Source organism: Pedobacter sp. GSP4 (assembly GCF_051857575.1).
Classification (GTDB): Bacteria; Bacteroidota; Bacteroidia; order Sphingobacteriales; family Sphingobacteriaceae; genus Pedobacter.
Map to the genome: position 1 here is coordinate 838,558 of NZ_JBPZIR010000001.1, position 19,907 is coordinate 858,464.

Annotated in this window: 15 protein-coding genes; 10 read left to right on the plus strand and 5 right to left on the minus strand. The window is 39.3% G+C overall.

All coding sequences use genetic code 11. The features are described from left to right. Positions 1-182: 182 nt before the first annotated feature. The 5 genes from ACS5PU_RS03410 to ACS5PU_RS03430 all read left to right on the plus strand — a co-directional run bounded on the left by ACS5PU_RS03410 (position 183) and on the right by ACS5PU_RS03430 (position 6,418). The gene (locus ACS5PU_RS03410; protein ID WP_439457862.1) at positions 183-1,619 is read left to right on the plus strand and encodes an MFS transporter; all 1,437 of its coding nucleotides are present in this window, start codon (positions 183-185) and stop codon (positions 1,617-1,619) included. Between the two features lie 66 nt (positions 1,620-1,685). Next, on the plus strand, positions 1,686-2,144 hold the full coding sequence (locus ACS5PU_RS03415) for a deoxycytidylate deaminase (RefSeq protein ID WP_131530401.1): 459 nt from the start codon (positions 1,686-1,688) through the stop codon (positions 2,142-2,144). A 223-nt stretch (positions 2,145-2,367) separates the two neighbouring features. Continuing rightward, positions 2,368-3,897, plus strand: a complete 1,530-nt coding sequence (gene guaA, locus ACS5PU_RS03420; protein WP_439457863.1) for a glutamine-hydrolyzing GMP synthase — start codon at positions 2,368-2,370, stop codon at positions 3,895-3,897. 112 nt (positions 3,898-4,009) lie between these two features. Next, positions 4,010-5,221 (plus strand): ABC transporter substrate-binding protein, encoded by a 1,212-nt coding sequence (locus tag ACS5PU_RS03425; protein ID WP_439457864.1) that lies wholly within the window; start codon positions 4,010-4,012, stop codon positions 5,219-5,221. A 27-nt stretch (positions 5,222-5,248) separates the two neighbouring features. Next, positions 5,249-6,418, plus strand: a complete 1,170-nt coding sequence (locus ACS5PU_RS03430; RefSeq protein WP_439457865.1) for an RsmB/NOP family class I SAM-dependent RNA methyltransferase — start codon at positions 5,249-5,251, stop codon at positions 6,416-6,418. A gap of 515 nt (positions 6,419-6,933) precedes the next feature. Here ACS5PU_RS03430 and ACS5PU_RS03435 read toward each other — a convergent pair. From ACS5PU_RS03435 to ACS5PU_RS03450, 4 genes are all read right to left on the minus strand, one after another. Beyond that, complete coding sequence (locus tag ACS5PU_RS03435) at positions 6,934-7,500, minus strand: MarC family protein (RefSeq protein ID WP_439457908.1); 567 nt, start codon at positions 7,498-7,500, stop codon at positions 6,934-6,936. Positions 7,501-7,579: 79 nt separating this feature from the next. Next, positions 7,580-8,911, minus strand: coding sequence for a porin (locus ACS5PU_RS03440; protein ID WP_439457866.1), 1,332 nt, complete (start codon positions 8,909-8,911; stop codon positions 7,580-7,582). Positions 8,912-9,006: 95 nt separating this feature from the next. Next, positions 9,007-10,482, minus strand: coding sequence for an amino acid permease (locus ACS5PU_RS03445; RefSeq protein WP_439457867.1), 1,476 nt, complete (start codon positions 10,480-10,482; stop codon positions 9,007-9,009). A 115-nt stretch (positions 10,483-10,597) separates the two neighbouring features. Continuing rightward, positions 10,598-12,844, minus strand: coding sequence for a sodium-translocating pyrophosphatase (locus ACS5PU_RS03450; protein WP_439457868.1), 2,247 nt, complete (start codon positions 12,842-12,844; stop codon positions 10,598-10,600). A gap of 505 nt (positions 12,845-13,349) precedes the next feature. Here ACS5PU_RS03450 and ACS5PU_RS03455 point away from each other — a divergent pair. From ACS5PU_RS03455 to ACS5PU_RS03475, 5 genes are all read left to right on the plus strand, one after another. Then, the gene (locus ACS5PU_RS03455) at positions 13,350-14,789 is read left to right on the plus strand and encodes an APC family permease (RefSeq protein WP_439457869.1); all 1,440 of its coding nucleotides are present in this window, start codon (positions 13,350-13,352) and stop codon (positions 14,787-14,789) included. A gap of 178 nt (positions 14,790-14,967) precedes the next feature. Continuing rightward, positions 14,968-15,915 (plus strand): TIGR01212 family radical SAM protein, encoded by a 948-nt coding sequence (locus ACS5PU_RS03460; protein ID WP_439457870.1) that lies wholly within the window; start codon positions 14,968-14,970, stop codon positions 15,913-15,915. Between the two features lie 347 nt (positions 15,916-16,262). Beyond that, positions 16,263-17,669 (plus strand): ammonium transporter, encoded by a 1,407-nt coding sequence (locus ACS5PU_RS03465; protein ID WP_439457871.1) that lies wholly within the window; start codon positions 16,263-16,265, stop codon positions 17,667-17,669. 38 nt (positions 17,670-17,707) lie between these two features. Next, positions 17,708-18,733, plus strand: a complete 1,026-nt coding sequence (locus tag ACS5PU_RS03470) for a porin (RefSeq protein WP_439457872.1) — start codon at positions 17,708-17,710, stop codon at positions 18,731-18,733. A gap of 95 nt (positions 18,734-18,828) precedes the next feature. Then, positions 18,829-19,407, plus strand: coding sequence for a DUF4468 domain-containing protein (locus ACS5PU_RS03475; protein WP_439457873.1), 579 nt, complete (start codon positions 18,829-18,831; stop codon positions 19,405-19,407). Positions 19,408-19,418: 11 nt separating this feature from the next. Here the strand turns inward: ACS5PU_RS03475 and ACS5PU_RS03480 are convergent, their stop codons facing one another. Further along, a complete protein-coding gene (locus ACS5PU_RS03480; protein ID WP_439457874.1) occupies positions 19,419-19,898 on the minus strand; it encodes an SRPBCC family protein in 480 nt (159 codons plus the stop codon). Positions 19,899-19,907 lie beyond the last annotated feature (9 nt).

Genomic DNA, 19,907 nt, shown 5'->3' on the forward strand with positions numbered 1-19,907 from the left:
GTGATAAAAAAAACTTGTACACCCGCTAAGTTGAATAAACATTTAACACCAGATTGAGGCTTTGACGCTAACCCGGTTTCTCTGTTTTATAACATAGTGTTTAAAGTACACTTATTTTGCCGATATGGTTTGTTTATTGTTTTTTTTATTTATGTTTAGACCCACTAAAACTAAATTATAATATGAGTTCAGAACAAACGCAAACCAAATGGGCCCAGTTTATCCCCTTGGTCACTGTATTCTTTTTTTGGGGCTTTGTAGCCGCCAGTAACGACATTTTAATACCGGTATTTAAAAAAGCCTTTGATCTGTCACAGTTTCAAAGTCAGTTGGTATCATTTGCATTTTACATTGCATATACCGTGGGCGCTTTAATCTATAACGGTATTTCTGTGGTAATAGGACAGGATATTGTAAACAAACTGGGCTATAAAAATTCGTTGGCACTGGGTTTGGTTATTTCTGCTGTGGGTACACTTTTATTTTATCCAGCGGCAAATTTAGGGTCGTTCCCTTTAATGTTATCTGGCTTGTTCATTGTAGCCTTGGGTTTCTCTTTACAGCAAACGGTTGCCAATCCTTTGGCTATTGCATTGGGGCCGATTAAAACTGGCTCGCAACGTTTAACACTTGCTGGCGGTATCAATAACTTTGGTACTACTATTGGTCCACTGATTGTAAGTTATGCCATTTTTGGTTCAATTACAGCGGCCAGCGATAGTGTAAGCATTGAAAGTGTGAAAATTCCTTATCTGATTTTAGGCGTAGCTTTTATTGCAGTGGCTATTTTCTTAAAAATGTCATCATTACCTGATAGACCTACTTTGGTAGAAGCCTCAGCTGATGATGCTAAATCGATTAAGGGCTCTGCGTTGCGTTACCCACAATTGGTTTTAGGCATGATTGCCATTTTTGTTTATGTAGGCGTTGAGGTATCTACTGCAAGTAATTTACCGGCTTATATGGAGAAAGATTTAGGTTTTGCCATTAAAGATATTGCGCCATATGTATCGCTTTATTGGGCGAGTATGATGATCGGTAGGTGGACAGGAGCTGTGGAGGCCTTTACCGATAATGTAAGTACTCAAAAAATATTGCGTTTTATTGCACCTTATTTAGCTTTTGCTATATTTTTAGGTGTTAATGCAATTTTTCACCATGATTTAGCTCCTTTTTATGTATACGGCTTAATTATATTAGTACTGATTGTTGCTGATATGGCCAGTAAAGGAAATCCTGCAAGGATGCTGTTGATCTTTTCAGGTATCGGAATTTTGGCTACTTTAATCGGGATGTTCACTTCGGGTATGGTAAGTGTTTATGCCTTTACCAGTGTAGGTTTATTCTGTAGTACACTTTGGCCTTGTATATTTACCTTAGCTGTAAGCGGTTTGGGCAAACATACCAGTCAAGGCAGTAGTTTCCTGATCATGATGATTATGGGTGGTGGTATTATCAGTTTATTACAAGGTTATATTTCTGATTTTGTAGGTATTCAGCACAGTTATATTGTTGGTGTTTTATGTTTTGCCTATTTGGCATTTTACGCCATAAGGGTTGCCGGAATCTTAAGATCTCAGGGCATTAACTTCGATCAGAAAATTTCTGGCGGACATTAACTTTAATAAAGTAATTTTGCAGCCACAGGAATTGATTTTCCTGTGGCTTTTTTGATTTTATAATACATGACAGATAAACCCAGTTTCGATTCGATATTTATGAACCTTGCCACCGATTTGGCAGCCCGTTCGCATTGTGTACGTGCGCATGTTGGTGCGGTTTTAACGAAAGATACCCGCATTATTTCTATCGGTTACAATGGTCCGCCGGCTGGTACTCACAATTGTGATGAGGAATGGCCAGAGCATGGTTGTGCCCGGGATAGTAAGGGGAGCTGCTCGCTGGCCTTACACGCTGAGGAAAATGCGATTCTTTACGCCTCTAAAAACGGATCGAAGATCGAAGGTTGTACGTTGTATACTACTTTGTCGCCCTGTATAGCTTGCGCCAGATTGATTTTATCATCAGGTATTAAATTGGTGTATTATTCCAAATCTTATGCCGCATATAAAGGCCTGCCCAGCGATGAAGGTGTAGATTTTTTAAGGAAATTTGGGGTGGAAGTAGTTTTGATGGAATCTTAGGGGGTCATTTGTTCATTGGTAACTACAAAGTGCAAAATGAAAACTGTTAATTGGTTAACTTTTAGAGATTTTGAGGCTAGACTTAGGACTATATTCTGGATAATCAAATGTCCTCCGCCTCGCGCTAAACGCTGATCTCCATGCCTTCTACCCTCAAACCCTCTACCGCAAAAAATCTTAAATCTCTGGTCCCAAATCTCATATGTAATTGGTACCTTTGCGGATGCAAGAAAAAATCATTATCGTCGATTTTGGTTCGCAATTTACACAACTCATTGCCCGTAGGGTTCGCGAACTAAATATTTACTGTGAAATATATCCATATAACAATCTTCCTGAGGTTACACCTGATGTAAAAGGAGTTATATTTTCGGGTAGTCCGTATTCTGTTCGTCAGGAAGACGCCCCTCAAATCGATTTATCGAAATACCATTTAAAATATCCATTATTGGCCGTTTGCTACGGAGCACAATACATTGCCCAGCATTCTGGCGGTGTCGTTCAGCCTTCTTCAACACGCGAATATGGCCGCGCAAACTTAAACTTTGTAAATCAGGAAAATAAATTATTCAAAGGCATTAACATCAATTCGCAAGTTTGGATGAGCCATGGCGATACCATAACCGATATCCCTGAAAATTTTGAACTGATTGCCAGTACTGATAGTGTAAAGGTTGCCGCCTATCACATCAAACATTCTGATACCTATGCCATCCAGTTTCACCCTGAGGTAACCCACAGTATTGATGGAAAAATCCTTTTGGAAAATTTCTTGGTTGATATCTGCGGATGTAGCCAGGATTGGACTTCGGCAGCTTTTGTTGAAACCACCATTGCTGATATTAAAGCTACAGTTGGAAACGATAAGGTTGTTTTAGCCCTTTCGGGTGGTGTGGATAGTAGTGTTGCTGCAGTGTTATTGCATAAAGCCATCGGTACTAACCTGCACTGTATATTTGTGGATAATGGTTTATTGCGCAAAAATGAATATGAAAGTGTTTTAGAACAGTACAAAGATTTTGGCTTAAACATTAAAGGTGTAGATGCAAAGGATAAATTCTTAGGTCAGTTGGCTGGTGTAGAAGATCCGGAGCAAAAACGCAAAATTATTGGCCGCGTGTTTATCGAGGTTTTCGATGAAGAATCGCACCTGATACAAGATGTTAAATGGTTGGCTCAGGGAACAATCTATCCTGATATTATCGAATCTGTTTCGGTTAAAGGTCCATCGGCAACCATAAAATCGCATCATAACGTTGGCGGTTTGCCTGATTTTATGAAACTTAAAGTAGTAGAACCACTTAAAACTTTGTTTAAAGATGAAGTAAGGAGAGTAGGTACAACTTTAGGTTTAGAATCGTTTATTTTAGGCCGTCACCCTTTTCCGGGGCCAGGTTTAGGAATCCGTATTATTGGCGAGGTTACTGCAGAAAAAGTAGCCATTTTACAGGATGCCGATAAGATTTATATCGATAACTTAAAAGAAGCCGGTCTTTACGATCAGGTTTGGCAGGCAGGAGCAATCTTTTTACCGGTTAGATCGGTAGGGGTAATGGGCGATGAACGTACCTACGAAAATGTAATTGCATTAAGAGCAGTTGAATCTCTTGATGGTATGACCGCAGATTGGTGCCACTTGCCTTATCCGGTTCTAGCCAAAATCTCTAATGAGATCATCAATAAAGTGAAAGGTATCAACAGGGTTGTTTACGATATCAGCTCAAAACCGCCTGCAACTATCGAGTGGGAATAGCATTTAGTCTGGAGTCCCTGAGCCTTCAGTCAGGAGTCTTTATGTAAATAATATGATTATGCTAGCAAGGTGGAATAAACTTTGCTAGCATATTTTGTTAAAAAGAATAGGTATGAATTTTAAGCAGGTTTATTGCGCACTGGTTTTGTTTACTTTGTTTTTGGCGGCGTGTTCGCCTAAAATTAAAACCCCTAAACCTGAGGTGGCCAAACCTGCCGAAAAAGAAAAACCGGTTGAAAAAAAGCCCATTAAAAAATTTGCTCAGGCCAGCGTTTCCCTGCTTGTTCCCTTTAAGCTGAGTGATATTAATTTAAAAACAGCTACAAAATCTGATATCGAAAAATATGCCATGCCTATCGATTTTTATCAGGGTTTTAAACTGGGCTTAGATTCTGCAGCGGCACAGGGCTTAAATTTTACCCTCAACGTTTTCGATACTGAAGATGATAATGCACGCATTTCTTCGCTATATAAAAATGAGCGGTTTAAGCAGAGTAATTTAATTATCGGCCCTGTTTTTCCAGATGGGTTGAAATACATATCGGCCTATTCGAAAGAGAATAACGTAATGGTGGTTTCTCCTTTAGCTGCGTCGCAACCGGCCGATATCAACAATCCAAACCTGATTTCTGTAGTAAACAATATCGATTTACATGGGAAAAAGATAGCCAACTATATTGCCAAGAGCTTTAGTCCTGCCAATACCATTGTAGTGCTCATTAACCCCAGAAAAACAGAAGATGAGGCTTTTGCTGCCCCAATTAGAACTTACCTACAGGCCAACACTAAATTTATTGTGCAGGAATACGCATCTGCCTACACCTTTGAAACTAAAATGATCAAAGGAAAACAATACGCGGTTGTAGTAGCCTCATCCGATAGGGCTTTTGTAGTGCCTACAGTAGAAAAACTCTATAAATTAAAGCATCTTCCAACTGGCGGCTATAATATTTCACTTTTTGGCCATCCCAACTGGGTTAAACAGAATTATCCTACCGATAAGCTGCAAGATCTTAATGCGATTATCAGCTCATCGTATAAAATAGATTATAAAAACAGTGGGGTAGTAACTTTTATTAAAAAATACCGCTATAAGTATGGTTTCGAACCAGGCGAATACGCCTTTAAAGGGTTTGATATTGGATATTATTTTGGTAGGCTTTTGGTTACCTATGGCGAAGATTACAGGGATTATATTGTAAAAGACCGCTACAAAGGACTTCATAATAATTTTTCATTTATACATGATGAAAAATTAGGTTATATTAACACCAGTTTAATGCTGCTGAAGTTTAAAAACTTTACCTTAAGCCTTGTTGAATAACCCTTTTCTTCCATTTTTAATTATTGCATGAGAGTAGATCATCAGATAAGAGCCTTCGAACAGATTTTAAATAGTTACGATGGAAGTTTGCCCTTGCATCGGTTTTTGCCGGTTTATTTCAAGCAGAATAAGCAGATGGGTTCTTCCGATAGGAGGTGGGCAACGCGGCACCTGTACAGTTTTTTCCGCTTAGGCAAGGCGCTACCGCTGCTCAGTAGAGAAGAGCGTTTAAGTATTGGTGATTTTCTGTGCCAAGATACTTTAAGCCTAATTGTAGAGAAGAACCTACCGAGCCTGACCGGGCATATTGCACTGTCTTTAGACGAAAAATTAGCACTGATTAAGGACATGTATGCTGCTTTTGATGAAGAAGAAGTATATCCCTTTCATGCTGCACTTTCTGGCGATATAGATAAGCATGCGTTTTTTACTTCCTTCTTTAAACAGCCCGATCTATTTATCAGGGTAGCTGCGGCTGATTCAGCCAGTATCGTATCAAAATTGGCCGACGAAAATATCGCTGTTAAGGCTATTTCTGAAACAGCTTTGGCACTGCCCAATGGCACCAAGCTCGAAACTATTTTAAAAGAGGGAAGTTATCAGGTGCAGGATCTTTCTTCGCAACACACCGGCGAATATTTTAAGCCCAACAAATGGGATAAATGGTGGGATTGCTGTGCGGCTTCGGGCGGTAAAACCCTGCTTTTGCATAGCTTGGAACCTGTTATTGAGCTGCTTGTTTCTGATTTGCGGGAAAGTGTACTCACCAACCTCGATGAACGTTTCCGTTTGGCAGGAATAAAAAAATACCACAAAAAGGAACTGGATCTGCTGCGCAACAACGATCAGGTATTGCACCATTATCAATTTGACGGGATCATTTTAGATGCACCTTGTACGGGTTCTGGTACCTGGGGGCGCACACCCGAAATGTTGAGCTTTTTTGATGAGCGTAAAATTAACCAGTTTTCAGTTATTCAGAAAGGAATTGTTCAAAATATAGTGAAGTATCTGAAACCCGGAAAGCCATTGGTTTATATTACCTGCTCTGCATTTGCCGATGAAAATGAAGCAGTTGTAAAGCATATTACCGATACGCTGCCTCTAACACTCGAAAGCATGGAACTGATAAAGGGTTACGAAAATAATGCCGATACCATGTTTGTGGCAAGGTTGATTAAGCATATCCAAGATTAAATGACTGTTAGATTTCAGGATAAGTGATTGTAATTATCGGTCGTTATTCCCATGCAAGTGGGAATTGTAAGGCTTTAAGATATCCATCCAATAGCTAGCGGATCAAGTTGGAAATGAAGAATCTATTAAAAATCGCTTGAACGCATGCTAAGTATGTTCAAACCACGATTTGAAACTTCGTTTGAAATACTTAACCGCTTCGATTAGTACGGCCAAGGCTCCAATAATTAAGGTATATTCTTCAAAGCTTTTCATAAAATGAGCTTTATGTTTAGATGAATATACGGAATTTTTGTTACAGTTTGATAAGTGAAATGTCATTTACATAATTCGCATCATCTTTCGGTTACCGCTATGCTATTACTAATTCGGAAACAGCAACTTTCCAGCATAATTAGACCCTGAAATAAATTCAGGGTTACGGATTGTTAAAAGGACATCTAAAGCCTTATTGGAATGAAGACTTAAGGTGCATCATGGAACTAATCTCCATCATCCATTTCACATTTTCCATACTAAAGCCCTGTATTATTCCTAAAGAGTTTAATGGCTATGGCCAATAAGATTACGCCAAAGGCTTTACGCAGAATATTTAAACCAGTTTTTCCGAAAAGTTTCTCTAAACGGTTGGTGTTTTTTAGCACGAAATAAACAAATAGCATGTTTAATATAATGCCCACCAATATGTTTTGGGTATGGTACTCGGTTTTTAGCGAAAGTAATGTAGTCATTGTTCCAGCTCCGGCAATTAATGGAAAGGCCAGCGGCACAATAGAAACAGTTTCTGGAGCTTCTTCTTTAAAAATGGTTAGGCCTAAAACCATTTCCATGGCGATAAAGAAAATTACAAATGAACCAGCTATGGCGAACGATTCTACATCAAGCCCGATTACTTTTAATAGAGATTCGCCGAGAAAAAGAAAAAGGATCATTAAACCTGCAGCTACCAGCGAGGCTTTTTCCGATTCGATATGCCCCGCTTTCCTACGCAGTTCTATTACAACCGGAATGGCACCTAAAATATCGATAATAGCAAAAAGCACCATCGTAGTGGATAGGATCTGGCTTAAGTCGAACTTCATAAAATCGAATTTCATAGCGGAACAATTTTAAGCAAAGGTAGCGCAATTTGTATTAAATCTCTGTTTATCAAATTATTTATTAGAAATAGAACTGTGTTCTTAGTGTTAACACATTGTCTTTTCTATCGGCAGTATAGCCCGAAATCTGAGTGCTTTCATTTTTAATGATATCGTAGTACAACACTGCTTTAAAATGCGGGTTAAAGTGGTGCAAAAACCCGAAACCAAAAGTGTCGAAGCGGATATCGGCAGCAGAAAGACCACGGTCTCCCACAATATCAAGACCTTTTACTTTAGCATTGGGATCATACCAATCATATTTTAAAATAATCTGGTTATCCGTGCTGTTTAACGTTTGTACAAAGGTAAAGTAGGCACCATTAAATGTGCGGGTGTAAAAAGGCAAAGCGATTGCTTTATTATCAACCGGGTAAGAGCCGGGGGTGGTAGAAGTGGTTGAAGTACCCGTTTGCAAGCCCGATATTACTTCGGCCCTAAGCTCCGATTTCCAGCTTTTGGTTTTGGTGGCCAATTGGATATCGGCGCCATAATACCTTCTTGGAGCCACTTTGTTTACGGTTGCTGCTGATGAATCTTTAACCATTTTCCACATATTATTGGTCTGCTCCATTTTGTAGCTTACCGGCAAGCGGTGATCTAAACCTCCCTGTATCGTGCTTATTCCACCGGCAATGGTAAAGTTTTTAAAGGCATAGGTTTTATGGCTTAACCTAAAAATAAAATCTTTGCTGTTATCGAATTCGCCGTTACCGGCTAAACCCTGACCGTTGTAAATCCCGAAATCGAATACCAGGTTTTTAAGCTTGGCATCTTTCCAGCGTGGATTTAATGTAAAGGTAACGCCAAGGTCCCGTTCTGTCCTCATTAAAATCTGCGACATTCTGCCGCGCTCCGGTGCTTCCCTAACCGATGATGACAGTTGAAGTTCATTTCCGAATGGCCGGCCCGATAAGCCCAGGGTTACAGCTAAAATTTTCCATGTATTTTCGTAATAACGTCCCCAGAAATCTCTAATGGCCACACCTTGCTCCGTACCGTCAAACTGTAATACAAAATAGGTAGATGGACTTCCGTCGTCTGTTAGCATCATATAATCGGCCCTTAAACGGCCCCTTCTTAACCTAAACCTGTTATTGGTAAAATCGCCAAAATTTCCGCCCTGGTATTCGGCCTGTGTACCTTTCGATTGGGCCAACTGGAACTGTGGCTGCAGATAACCGCTAAAAGATAATGAACCGTATTTTTTGGAGATAATGAGGAGGTGGTTTACCGTTGTCGAATCCATTACATCGTTAATCGTTCTCTGCGCATAGCCGATGGAAGAAATTAATAACAAGATGATAATAATTGGAAAACAAATGCTTTTAAATGGGGCAGACTGACCGTTCATGTTAACTTTTTTTGCAAAGTTAATTTTATTAACAATTATTTAATATAAAAAAAGCCCCGATGTGCATCGGGGCTTCAAAATTCTTAGCAGAATATTTATTTAGAATCCTTTAGGTGCGAATTCTTTTTGCTGTATCCAAAGTAAATGATAAAACCTAAAGCTAACCATCCGAATAACCTTAACCAGTTGGTCCAACCTAATCCAAGGATCATTAAACCACAGGCCACAACACCTAAAATTGGAATTAAAGGTACCCAAGGTGTTCTGAACTGACGTGGAAGATCCGGATCAGTTTTTCTTAAGATGATTACCGCAACACAAACCAGCATAAATGCAAACAATGTTCCGATACTGGTCATATCACCAACAACATCACCAGGGATAAATGCAGCAAATAAGCCTACAATTACCAAAATTACCAAGTTTGCTTTGTAAGGCGTTTTAAATTTCGGGTGTAGTTCACTGAACATTTTAGGTAATAAACCATCTTTACTCATCGAGTAAAATACACGGCTTTGGCCTAACAACATTACTAAAATTACAGAAGAGAAACCGGCCAAAATAGCAACGGTAACCAATTTAGCCAACCAGCTATAACCGGTCATATATTCGCTAATTGCAGCTACTACAGATGCTTCACCGCCTTTAGTTCTGAAAAATTCAACTGGTGCAATTCCTGTTAAAACGTGTGCGAACAAGATATACAATACAGTACAAACCGCTAATGAACCTAAAATACCGATAGGCATTGCAGTTTTAGGGTTTTTTGTTTCCTGAGCAGCAGTACTTACCGCATCAAAACCGATAAAGGCAAAGAAAACAGTTCCGGCAGCACCAATAACCCCCCAGAAACCACCAAAACTATGGCTAATACCTGCATGATCTACATAGGTAGTTGCAGCTGGAATGTATGGATGGTGATTTGCTTCGTGGATAAAGCCCCAGCCTAAAACGATGATCAAGATTACAATACTCACCTTGGTGATTACGATAAGTCCGTTTACGAAGGCCGATTCAGATGTTCCTTTAATTAAAAGCAAGCTTAATAAAGCTACTATAAATAAGGCAGGTAAATTGATAATACCATTTACAGTACCATCAGGGTGCGATTGGAAAGGGGAGTGGCACCACTCGTAGGGTATGGGCGACATATGCAGCACTTCTACCAGTAATTTATTCAGGTATTCACTCCATGCAATACCTACAGTTGCAGCTCCAACTGCATATTCAAGTACTAAATCCCAACCGATAACCCAAGCCATAAGCTCGCCCATGGTAGCATAAGTATAAGTGTACGCACTACCAGAGATTGGAATAGATGAAGATAATTCGGCATAACATAAACCGGCCAAGGCACAGCCTATTGCGGCTATTATAAATCCGATAGTTACTGATGGCCCTGCATTTTGTGCAGCAGCAGCAGCGGTACGAACAAATAGACCGGCACCAATGATAGCTCCAACTCCTAATGCTACTAATGCACCTGCACTAAGTGTACGCTTTAAGCCCTTGCCTGAATCGCCTGCTTCTTCAAGCAATAGATGCATTGGCTTTTTAGTAAATAAACCCATATTATAGTTTTTGTTTAGATTAATTCAGCTCCAAACGTAATTAAAAATTACGGAAAAGTAAAAGGGATTTTGGTTAAAAATCCCTTTTGCGTTTATTATATCTATGTTTTTACAACTAATGTCTCAAAGTATCGGTTGTATTGGTCAAAGTATCGGTAATTGTGTTGCCCAAACTATCAGTTTTTTGCTCAATTCTGATTTCTTTGCGAACTTCCGTTCTATGTTCGCCGGCAATTGCCTTAACTGCAATGTAAGGAGCAATAACTAGTGAAACGATAGACATTAATTTGATCAAAATGTTCATCGATGGGCCAGATGTATCCTTGAAAGGGTCTCCAACGGTATCTCCGGTTACCGAAGCCTTGTGTGGTTCCGATTTTTTATAGCACATTTCGCCATTAATCATTACGCCTTGCTCGAAAGATTTCTTTGCATTATCCCAGGCACCGCCAGCGTTGCTCTGGAAAATCCCCATCAATACACCTGTTACCGTTACGCCAGCCAATAAACCGCCTAAAACCTCTGGTCCAAAGGTAAAGCCTACAATTACCGGAGTAATTAGCGCAATCGCGCCAGGCATCATCATTTCCCTGATGGATGCTTTGGTAGAAATGGCTACACATTTTTCGTATTCAGGTTTGGCTTTGTATTCCATTATGCCCGGAATTTCCCTAAACTGACGGCGAACTTCCTGTACCATATCCATTGCTGCTTTACCTACAGCCTGTATACATAAGGCAGAGAAAATAAAAGGGATCATACCGCCCACAAACAATCCGGCCAGTACTGGTGCTTTATAAATATCAATGGCCGAAATGCCTGCAATACCTACAAAGGCCGCAAATAAAGCTAATGAGGTTAAAGCTGCAGATGCAATGGCGAATCCTTTTCCTGTAGCTGCGGTAGTATTTCCAACGGCATCTAAATTATCTGTACGCTCGCGCACTTCAGGTGGCAACTGGCTCATTTCGGCAATACCGCCCGCATTATCGGCAATAGGCCCAAAAGCATCAATAGCCAGCTGCATGGCGGTGGTAGCCATCATTCCAGCGGCAGCAATGGCTACGCCATACAAACCGGCAAAATGGTATGATGCCATGATTCCTCCGGCCAAAACCAAAATTGGGATCACGGTTGATTTCATCCCAACGGATAAACCCGCAATAATATTGGTTGCATGCCCGGTAGAAGATTGTTGGATAATTGAGTTAACAGGACCTTTGCCCATAGCAGTGAAATACTCGGTAACAATACTCATAATGGTACCAACCACTAAACCTACAATAATAGCGTAGAAAACATTAATGCTCGAAAACTCATAACCGCGTAGGTTAAGTGTTTCTGGCAGCATCCATTTTACGATAAAGAAGGAGGCAACCGCTGTAATTACGATAGATGACCAGTTGCCAAGGTTCAATGCATTTTGAACATTCGACTTTTCATCTTTAATTGTTACAAACCAGGTTCCGATGATAGAAAAGATGATGCCTAAACCACATATCACCATCGGTAAAAGGATGGGAGACATGCCCCCGAAATTATCCTTAACATCAATTTCCTGTCCTAAAACCATTGTAGCCAATATGGTTGCCACGTAAGAACCGAATAAATCGGCGCCCATTCCGGCAACATCGCCCACGTTATCGCCTACGTTATCGGCAATGGTTGCGGGGTTACGTACATCATCTTCAGGTATTCCAGCTTCAACCTTGCCCACTAAATCTGCACCAACATCGGCAGCTTTGGTATAAATACCGCCACCAACACGGGCAAATAAAGCGATTGATTCTGCTCCCAAAGAAAATCCGGTTAAAACTTCTATAGCGGTTTTCATTTCAACGCTGTTCACTGATACTACGTTGAAATGTTTTAGAAATACAATAAATAGGCCGCCTAAGCCAAGTACAGCTAAGCCAGCAACGCCAAGTCCCATTACCGTACCACCAGTAAATGATACTTTTAAAGCTTGTTTTAAACTGGTTCTGGCAGCTTGTGTGGTTCTTACGTTAGCTTTTGTGGCTGCTTTCATTCCGATATAACCTGCTGTTGCAGAAAATACGGCTCCGATAATAAAGGAGATGGAGATAATCCAGCTGGAGTGCATTGGCACACCTTTAATTTCGGTAATGGTACCGGAGTAGGCCAGTAGTGCGGCTGTAAAAACGGCAAAAATGCTTAATACCTTCCATTCTGCTTTTAAAAAAGCCATCGCACCGTCGGCTATGTAACCGGCAAGCTCCTGCATATTTTTATCGCCAGCATCCTGTTTGCTTACCCAGGCACTTTTAATCATCATAACTATAATCCCAACTAGGCCCAGCGCCGGGATACAGTAAATTAAATTGTTTTGTAAAAAATCCATAGTTAATAATTGGTTTTATATTTGGTTATTGTTGTTTTGTATTTATTGGTTAATTGGTTAATTGTTTAAATCGGTTAACTGTTTTACGAGCATAATTGTTTAATTGCAGGATTGTTAAATTGCTAAAGCAAATTGCCAACTCAAAACTGATCAATTGGTTAATCGGTTAATTGTTCAAATTGGTTAACTGTCGCGAGGCGTATATCGCTAAACGCCAACTGCCACTCGCTAACCCTCTTTTTTAACACGCCTTGTTGTTCCAACATTCCAACTTTTTCACCAAACTTTCTGCTCGAAGATTATCAAATCCGGTTTACTTTCGCCTAACGCTTAACGCCTAACGCTCCGCTGCTAACCTCCGCATGCCCAACGTTCTAGCAAGATAACAAAATATTCTTGTGGTTAAAATTTTACAAGCGCTGTGAATAAAATTTTGGCGTCACAAAATAATATCCTACAATTTCTTTTTTTTAAATAAATTAGGCCCAAACTAAACACAACAAAAATGGAAATTCAAAAGGAAGGAGCGCCTTCTAAAAGAAAATTAAGCCTTTTCGATGCCACAATGCTGGTAATGGGGTCAATGATCGGGAGCGGTATCTTTATTGTAAGTGCCGATATCATGAGAAATCTAGGCTCTGGTTATTGGTTAATCGTGGTTTGGGTAATCACCGGGGTAATGACAATTGCTGCGGCAATTTCTTATGGCGAGCTTTCTTCTATGTTTCCTAAAGCCGGCGGGCAATACACTTACCTGAAAGAAATTTTCGGTAAAATGATGGGGTTCCTTTATGGCTGGGGTTTGTTTACGGTCATCCAAACCGGTACAATAGCTGCGGTTGCTGTAGCTTTTGGTAAATTTACCGCCTATTTAATACCTGCTTTAAACGATGCTGCCCCAATTTTTCAAAGTGGCAGTTATAAAATTACCTGGATACAGATTCTGGCTATCGGCATCATCCTGCTTTTAACCTATATCAATACTAAAGGGGTTGAAAGTGGTAAAATATTGCAGAACATTTTCACCGGATCTAAAATTATCGCTTTAATCGGACTAATTGTTTTGGGTTTTCTTTTGGTTAAAAACAGTTTTTGGAGCAGCAATATGGGCTTTGGCTGGAGTGCCTTCAATAACCTCAAGACCGATGCCGGCGGAAATTTCCTCAAGTCGGGCTGGGAGTCAATCTCCGGAGTTACCATAGTGGGCGGCATTGCAGCTGCGATGGTGGGCTCGGTGTTTTCGAGTGTGGCCTGGGAGAATGTAACCTTTGTTTCTGGAGAAATCGATAATCCAAGAAAAAATGTAGTGCGCTCAATGGTTTTGGGCACCACGGCCGTAATGATCCTTTATTTATTGGTTAACTTTGTGTACCTCAATACGTTGAATAGGGATAGTATTGCTTTTGCATTAAATGATAGGGTTGCTGTTGTAGCTTCTGAGCAGATTTTCGGTAGTGGAATAGGTACAATTATAATTGCGGTACTGGTGATGATTTCTACATTCGGTTGCGTTAACGGGATCGTATTGGCTGGTGCAAGGGTTTTTCAGAGCATGGCAGAAGACGGCATGTTTTTTAAAGCAGCACTTCAAAACAATAAAAACGGAGTGCCCGAAAAATCGTTATGGATGCAGGGAATCTGGGCTTCTGCCTTATGTTTAAGTGGGCAGTATGGCAACCTTTTAGATATGATTTCTTTTGTGATTGTGCTTTTTTATATGATTACCGTTTTTGGTGTGATTTATTTAAGGATAAAAAAGCCAAACATTGAAAGACCTTATAAAACCTGGTTGTATCCAATTACACCGGTAATTTATTTATTGATAGGCGCAGCATTTTGCATTCTGCTTTTAATTTATAAACAACAGTATACTTGGCCTGGATTGGTGATTGTTCTGCTTGGGTTACCTGTTTATTTCTTTATTAATAGAAAAAGTAATGGTTAGTTCATTTTAAAGATTAATCAGTTCAAAGAAAGACCGCAGATTTTTAAAACCTGCGGTTTTTTTATTTCATAGGTAGAAATTTTTCCGTTAGGCCCTAATGTTTGCGAAATCTCACATCCCACCGCTAATGGCGCAAGGCTAATTCTTATCTCAAACAAAAACTGTATTTTTGCAGACAATGGGAACACTAGTAGATTCAGGTATAAAGGGATATAAAAATTACGGAACACATTTGCGCGAAAAATATAAAGGGCAACGTGTTTTTAAAGTAATTGTAGATGGTGGTTTTACCTGCCCCAATCGTGATGGAAGTAAAGGTTATGGCGGCTGCACGTATTGTAATGTAGATTCTTTTACGCCAGAGCCATCCAGAAAAAACCCAAATATTAAAGATCAGCTTGCTGAGGGGATGTTGAGGGCCAAAACCTCGTATAAGGCCGATAAGTATATTGTATATTTTCAGCCCAATACCAATACCTATGCACCGGTACATTATTTAAAAATGATGTATGATGAAGCTTTGTCTGTTAATACCGAAGATATTGTTGGTTTTGCTGTGGGTACGCGCCCCGATTGTATTGATGCTGAAAAAGTGGCTTTGTTAGAAAGTTATACCGATCGTTTCGATGTGGATTTAGAAATGGGAATGGAATCGATATACGATGAAACGTTAGATCAGATTAATAGGGGCTGTAGCCATGGTGAGTTTGTAGAAGCGGTAAAGCTGTTGGAGAATAGCAAGCTCGACCTGTGTGTACATACTATATTTGGCTTTCCGTGGGAAACAAGGGAACAGATGTATGGTTATATCCACGAAATTAACCGTTTCCCTCAAATTAAGTTTGTTAAGTTCCATCACCTTCACGTTGTAGAGGGATCAATAATGGGGGCGAAATATAAAAAAGAACCATTTAAGCTATTTACCTTAGAAGAATATACAGACCTCCTTTGCGAATTAATCCCTTTACTCCGTCCTGATATTGTGATTCAACGGCTTTTTGGTATTTCGGATTGGGATTTGTTGATTGCGCCAAACTGGGGGCTTAATAAATCGGCAATTCAGACCTATATGGATAAAGAAATTGAAAAAAGAGGCGTAATTCAAGGTTCTGCGTATTTAAAGTAGAAAATCTATTTTTATTGACGATTTTTATAAAAACCCATGAAATTTCATGGGTTTTTTGGTTATTTGCATATTTTTTTAGTCAATTTTATATAAATTTTGGATAAAATGATATAAAAGTTGAGTATTGGTGCATTTTGTTTTTATTAAAAACTCATATTAAAATGGTGTATATTTTTTGTTATTTTTATTTTTAGTAGTAATTTTTGTGTTGTTTAATAAAAATCAATCATTTTTATTAAAATATTTCAATTTAATGGTGTAAAAACTACATTATCTCGTATTTTTATAAAAATAAATCAAGCATAATTCAAATATTTAAACAATACAAACAAATTAAACTAAAAACTATGAGTAAATTCTCCTTTAAACAGTATGCGCCTTTTGCGATATTGATGATTGTCGCAATTTTCGCTCTATTTATTCCACTTCTTCCTAATTTTGATGAAGGTAAGTATAGTGCACCAGACATTGCATTTATATTAATTGCTGCTGCGCTTGTATTTTTAATGACACCGGGTCTTGCATTCTTTTACGGTGGTATGGTTCACCGCAAAAATGTATTATCTACCATGATTAAAAGTGTTGTAGCTGCTGGTGTAATTACAGTTTTATGGACAGTTGTTGGTTTTAGTTTAGCTTTTGGAGATACAATTGGTGGTTTCATCGGAAATCCATCAACATTTTTGTTCTTTAAAGGAGTAAACTCTGGTGCGCCTCACCTTCAAGGCGGTGCAGATTTAACAATACCACTTTCTTTATTTGCGGTATTCCAGTTAATGTTTGCCATTATTACCCCAGGTTTGGTAGTTGGTGCAGTTGCAGAACGTATCCGTTTTACTTCTTACATTTTATTTATTGTTTTATTCGCCATATTCGTTTATTCACCATTGGCGCACTGGACATGGCACCCACAAGGTTTCTTGTTTAAAATGGGTGTATTGGATTTTGCCGGAGGTACTGTAGTTCACATTTCTGCTGGTATGGCCGCATTAGCTGGTGCATTGGTTTTAAAACGCAGAAAATCTCACTTAGAGCATAAAGAAGTTCCACCTGCCAATATTCCTTATGTATTAATCGGTACAGGTTTACTTTGGTTCGGATGGTTCGGTTTCAATGCCGGTTCTGCTTTAAGCGCAGGCAGTTTAGCCGTTTCTGCTTTCTTAACCACTAACACTGCTGCTGGTGCCGCTGGTTTATCATGGATGTTCTTTGATGTTGCCAGAGGTAAAAAACCTTCAGTATTAGGTTTCTGTATCGGTGCAGTAGTTGGTTTAGTAGCCATTACGCCGGGTGCTGGTTTTGTAAGTATTTCAGCTAGTATATTTATTGGTGCTATTGCCGCTGTTATTTCTAACCTGGTAGTTTCGTGGAAACAAAAAACAAGTTTAGATGATACTTTGGATGTTTTCCCTTGTCACGGTGTAGGTGGTATTGTGGGTATGTTATTAACTGGTGTTTTCGCTACCAAAACGGTAAATGCCGCTGGTGCTGATGGATTGTTTTATGGTAACCCAGCTTTCTTTGTAACACAATTAAAAGGTGCACTTATTGTAATCATTTTCAGTTTCGTAGTATCGTTTGTGATTTTCAAATTGGTAAACCTTATTAATCCAATCAGGGTTTCTGACGAAGAAGAAGAAATGGGACTTGATGCTTCTCAACATGATGAAAAATACTCTCAAGGTACATTGTTAGTTGAAGAGAGAGCCATCTACATTGAAAAAAATAGCCCTTTAACAGAACCAATTTCTTAAAGATTTTATAATATCTAAACTCAAAACAAAGCTCAAACATGAAGAAACTTTTAACCGCTATTTTCGCAATGGCCAGCACTACGTGTGCCCTGGCTCAAGAGACCGCCACATCACCACTTGAAATTTCAGGATCGGTAGATACGTACTTTAAATATGATTTTGCTAAGCAGCCAACCAACGGTAAAACATCTTTTGTAACCGATCATAATTCCGTTTCATTGGGGATGATCGATATCGCGCTGAAGAAAAAAACAGGTAAAGCCTCATTTGTTGGTGAGCTTTCTTTTGGCCCAAGAGGACAATCGCAGTCTATTCCTGATGCTGCCGCTGCTGGTTCATCTTTCAATATCCAAAACCTATATGTAAACTACGATTTTACTGATCAGTTTAGCATGACAGCAGGTTATATGGGTACATTTATCGGTTACGAAGTGATTTCTCCAGTTGGTAATTTCAACTATTCTACTTCTTATTTATTTACAAATGGTCCGTTCCAAAATGCAGGTATTAAGGCTACTTACAAATTCTCGGATAAAGTAAGTTTAATGGCTGGAGTATTTAACGATTGGAATGTGTACAGTGCAACTCGCGGTGTATCTGCAGTTGGTGGGCAGCTGATGGTGGCGCCAGTAGAAGGTTGGACAGCTTACATCAACGCCCTATCTGGTGCTGGTTTTGGTGGCTATGGCACAATTATCGATTTAACTACTTCGTATCAGATTACTGAAAAGTTTAAATTAGGTTTAAATGCCGCTAACTATGATATCAAAGATAGTTCAGTTCCGGGAAGCTATGCAGGTGCTGCTTTGTATCCTCAATATGCCGTTGCAGATGCGGTAACTTTAGGTTTAAGAGGCGAATATTTTAAATACAAAGCCGCAGGTGCTGTTCCGGCTACAGCCTTTACCGCTGTAACATTAACAGCTAACATTAAATCTGGAGGCTTAACATTTATTCCTGAGGTAAGATTAGACCACAATAGCGACAAACCATTCTTAAAAGAAAACGGATTGGCTGCACCTAATGGAGGTCAGTTCTCTTTAGCAGCCGTATACGCTTTCTAAGGAAAATAAATTATGCATATTAAGCCGTCCCGATTTTACAACGGGGCGGCTTTTTAGTAACTTTAAAAATTAGCTCAGCCCATTAACCCATTCAAATGAAATATATTCTTTTTATTGTACTTGTTGCACTCTCCGTTAATCTATCTGCCCAGCAAAAACAATTTACCAAAGATGAAAGCGGTAAATTTATTTACTACAAAGTGGTCGATTCTCAGTTGGTTAACAAAGATACCTTATTGCAAAGGGCCAGAAATTTCGTAAGTGCGGTTAATAAAAAATCGATGAAGGAAGAGGTTAGTACCGATTCGTCTATATTGGCTAAAGGTAAACTGGTAATTGATAAAACAATCCTGGTTGCAGGGCATCCGAGTGGCGAAGTGAGTTATAATTTTGTATTTGAAGCGCGCAATGGAAAATACCGGTTCTGGTTAACCGATTTGGCCTACATTCCTTACCAAAGAGACCGTTATGGCAATTTTGTAGCTACAACGACTTTTGGTACACCTTTAGAACGAACACCAGATAAACTCAGTGCGGGTGCTTGGAAAGATATATTAAACAGTGCTTATAGTAAAGTAGAGAAATTTGGCGATGAGTTTAAAAAATACCTGGCAACCAGCCGGGTAGAGAAAAGCAGAAAGAAGCCAGAGACTATTTCTACAAAAAAATGGTAAGATCCTAATTATTAGGAGTTGGGTGGCATTTTACCAAATAAAGCCTCTACCTTTTGGTACCTGAATTTAAAAATGCCGTTTATTTTATTGTTTACTACAATTGCATTTGCAATGGCGCCAATCGGGCCCCACCCAATGCTGTAATGTAAAATATCGTGCATTAAAATTCCACCGTTTATTTCTTCGAAATGATGCTGATGGTGCCAAAAAGCAAAAGGGCCAAAACGCTGTTCATCTATAAAATACTTCTTATCATCCACGTGTGTAATCTCGGTCATCCAGTTTAATTTAATTCCAAACAATGGGGCAACTTTGTAGGTAATAATTAAGCCAGGGTACATTTTGGTAGCTGCCATATTTGGCGAGGTTACATCAAAAGTCATGTCCTGCGGCGTAATTTCTGCAAGGTTCAATGGTGAGGAAAAAAAATCCCATGCGGTATCTAAATCGACCGGGAGTTTTTGGGTAAATTCTAAGCGGTATGTTTTCAAATTCTTGTT

What these genes read in the sequence shown, in the direction of transcription:
- ACS5PU_RS03410 (WP_439457862.1), top strand. Translation starts at nt 183, where the DNA reads ATGAGTTCAGAACAAACGCAAACCAAATGGGCCCAGTTTATCCCCTTG.
- ACS5PU_RS03460 (WP_439457870.1), top strand. Translation starts at nt 14,968, where the DNA reads ATGGGAACACTAGTAGATTCAGGTATAAAGGGATATAAAAATTACGGA.
- ACS5PU_RS03450 (WP_439457868.1), bottom strand. Translation starts at nt 12,844, where the DNA reads ATGGATTTTTTACAAAACAATTTAATTTACTGTATCCCGGCGCTGGGC.
- ACS5PU_RS03470 (WP_439457872.1), top strand. Translation starts at nt 17,708, where the DNA reads ATGAAGAAACTTTTAACCGCTATTTTCGCAATGGCCAGCACTACGTGT.
- ACS5PU_RS03465 (WP_439457871.1), top strand. Translation starts at nt 16,263, where the DNA reads ATGAGTAAATTCTCCTTTAAACAGTATGCGCCTTTTGCGATATTGATG.
- ACS5PU_RS03430 (WP_439457865.1), top strand. Translation starts at nt 5,249, where the DNA reads ATGAGAGTAGATCATCAGATAAGAGCCTTCGAACAGATTTTAAATAGT.
- ACS5PU_RS03435 (WP_439457908.1), bottom strand. Translation starts at nt 7,500, where the DNA reads ATGAAGTTCGACTTAAGCCAGATCCTATCCACTACGATGGTGCTTTTT.
- ACS5PU_RS03455 (WP_439457869.1), top strand. Translation starts at nt 13,350, where the DNA reads ATGGAAATTCAAAAGGAAGGAGCGCCTTCTAAAAGAAAATTAAGCCTT.
- ACS5PU_RS03415 (WP_131530401.1), top strand. Translation starts at nt 1,686, where the DNA reads ATGACAGATAAACCCAGTTTCGATTCGATATTTATGAACCTTGCCACC.
- ACS5PU_RS03425 (WP_439457864.1), top strand. Translation starts at nt 4,010, where the DNA reads ATGAATTTTAAGCAGGTTTATTGCGCACTGGTTTTGTTTACTTTGTTT.
- ACS5PU_RS03475 (WP_439457873.1), top strand. Translation starts at nt 18,829, where the DNA reads ATGAAATATATTCTTTTTATTGTACTTGTTGCACTCTCCGTTAATCTA.
- ACS5PU_RS03445 (WP_439457867.1), bottom strand. Translation starts at nt 10,482, where the DNA reads ATGGGTTTATTTACTAAAAAGCCAATGCATCTATTGCTTGAAGAAGCA.
- ACS5PU_RS03440 (WP_439457866.1), bottom strand. Translation starts at nt 8,911, where the DNA reads ATGAACGGTCAGTCTGCCCCATTTAAAAGCATTTGTTTTCCAATTATT.
- guaA (WP_439457863.1), top strand. Translation starts at nt 2,368, where the DNA reads ATGCAAGAAAAAATCATTATCGTCGATTTTGGTTCGCAATTTACACAA.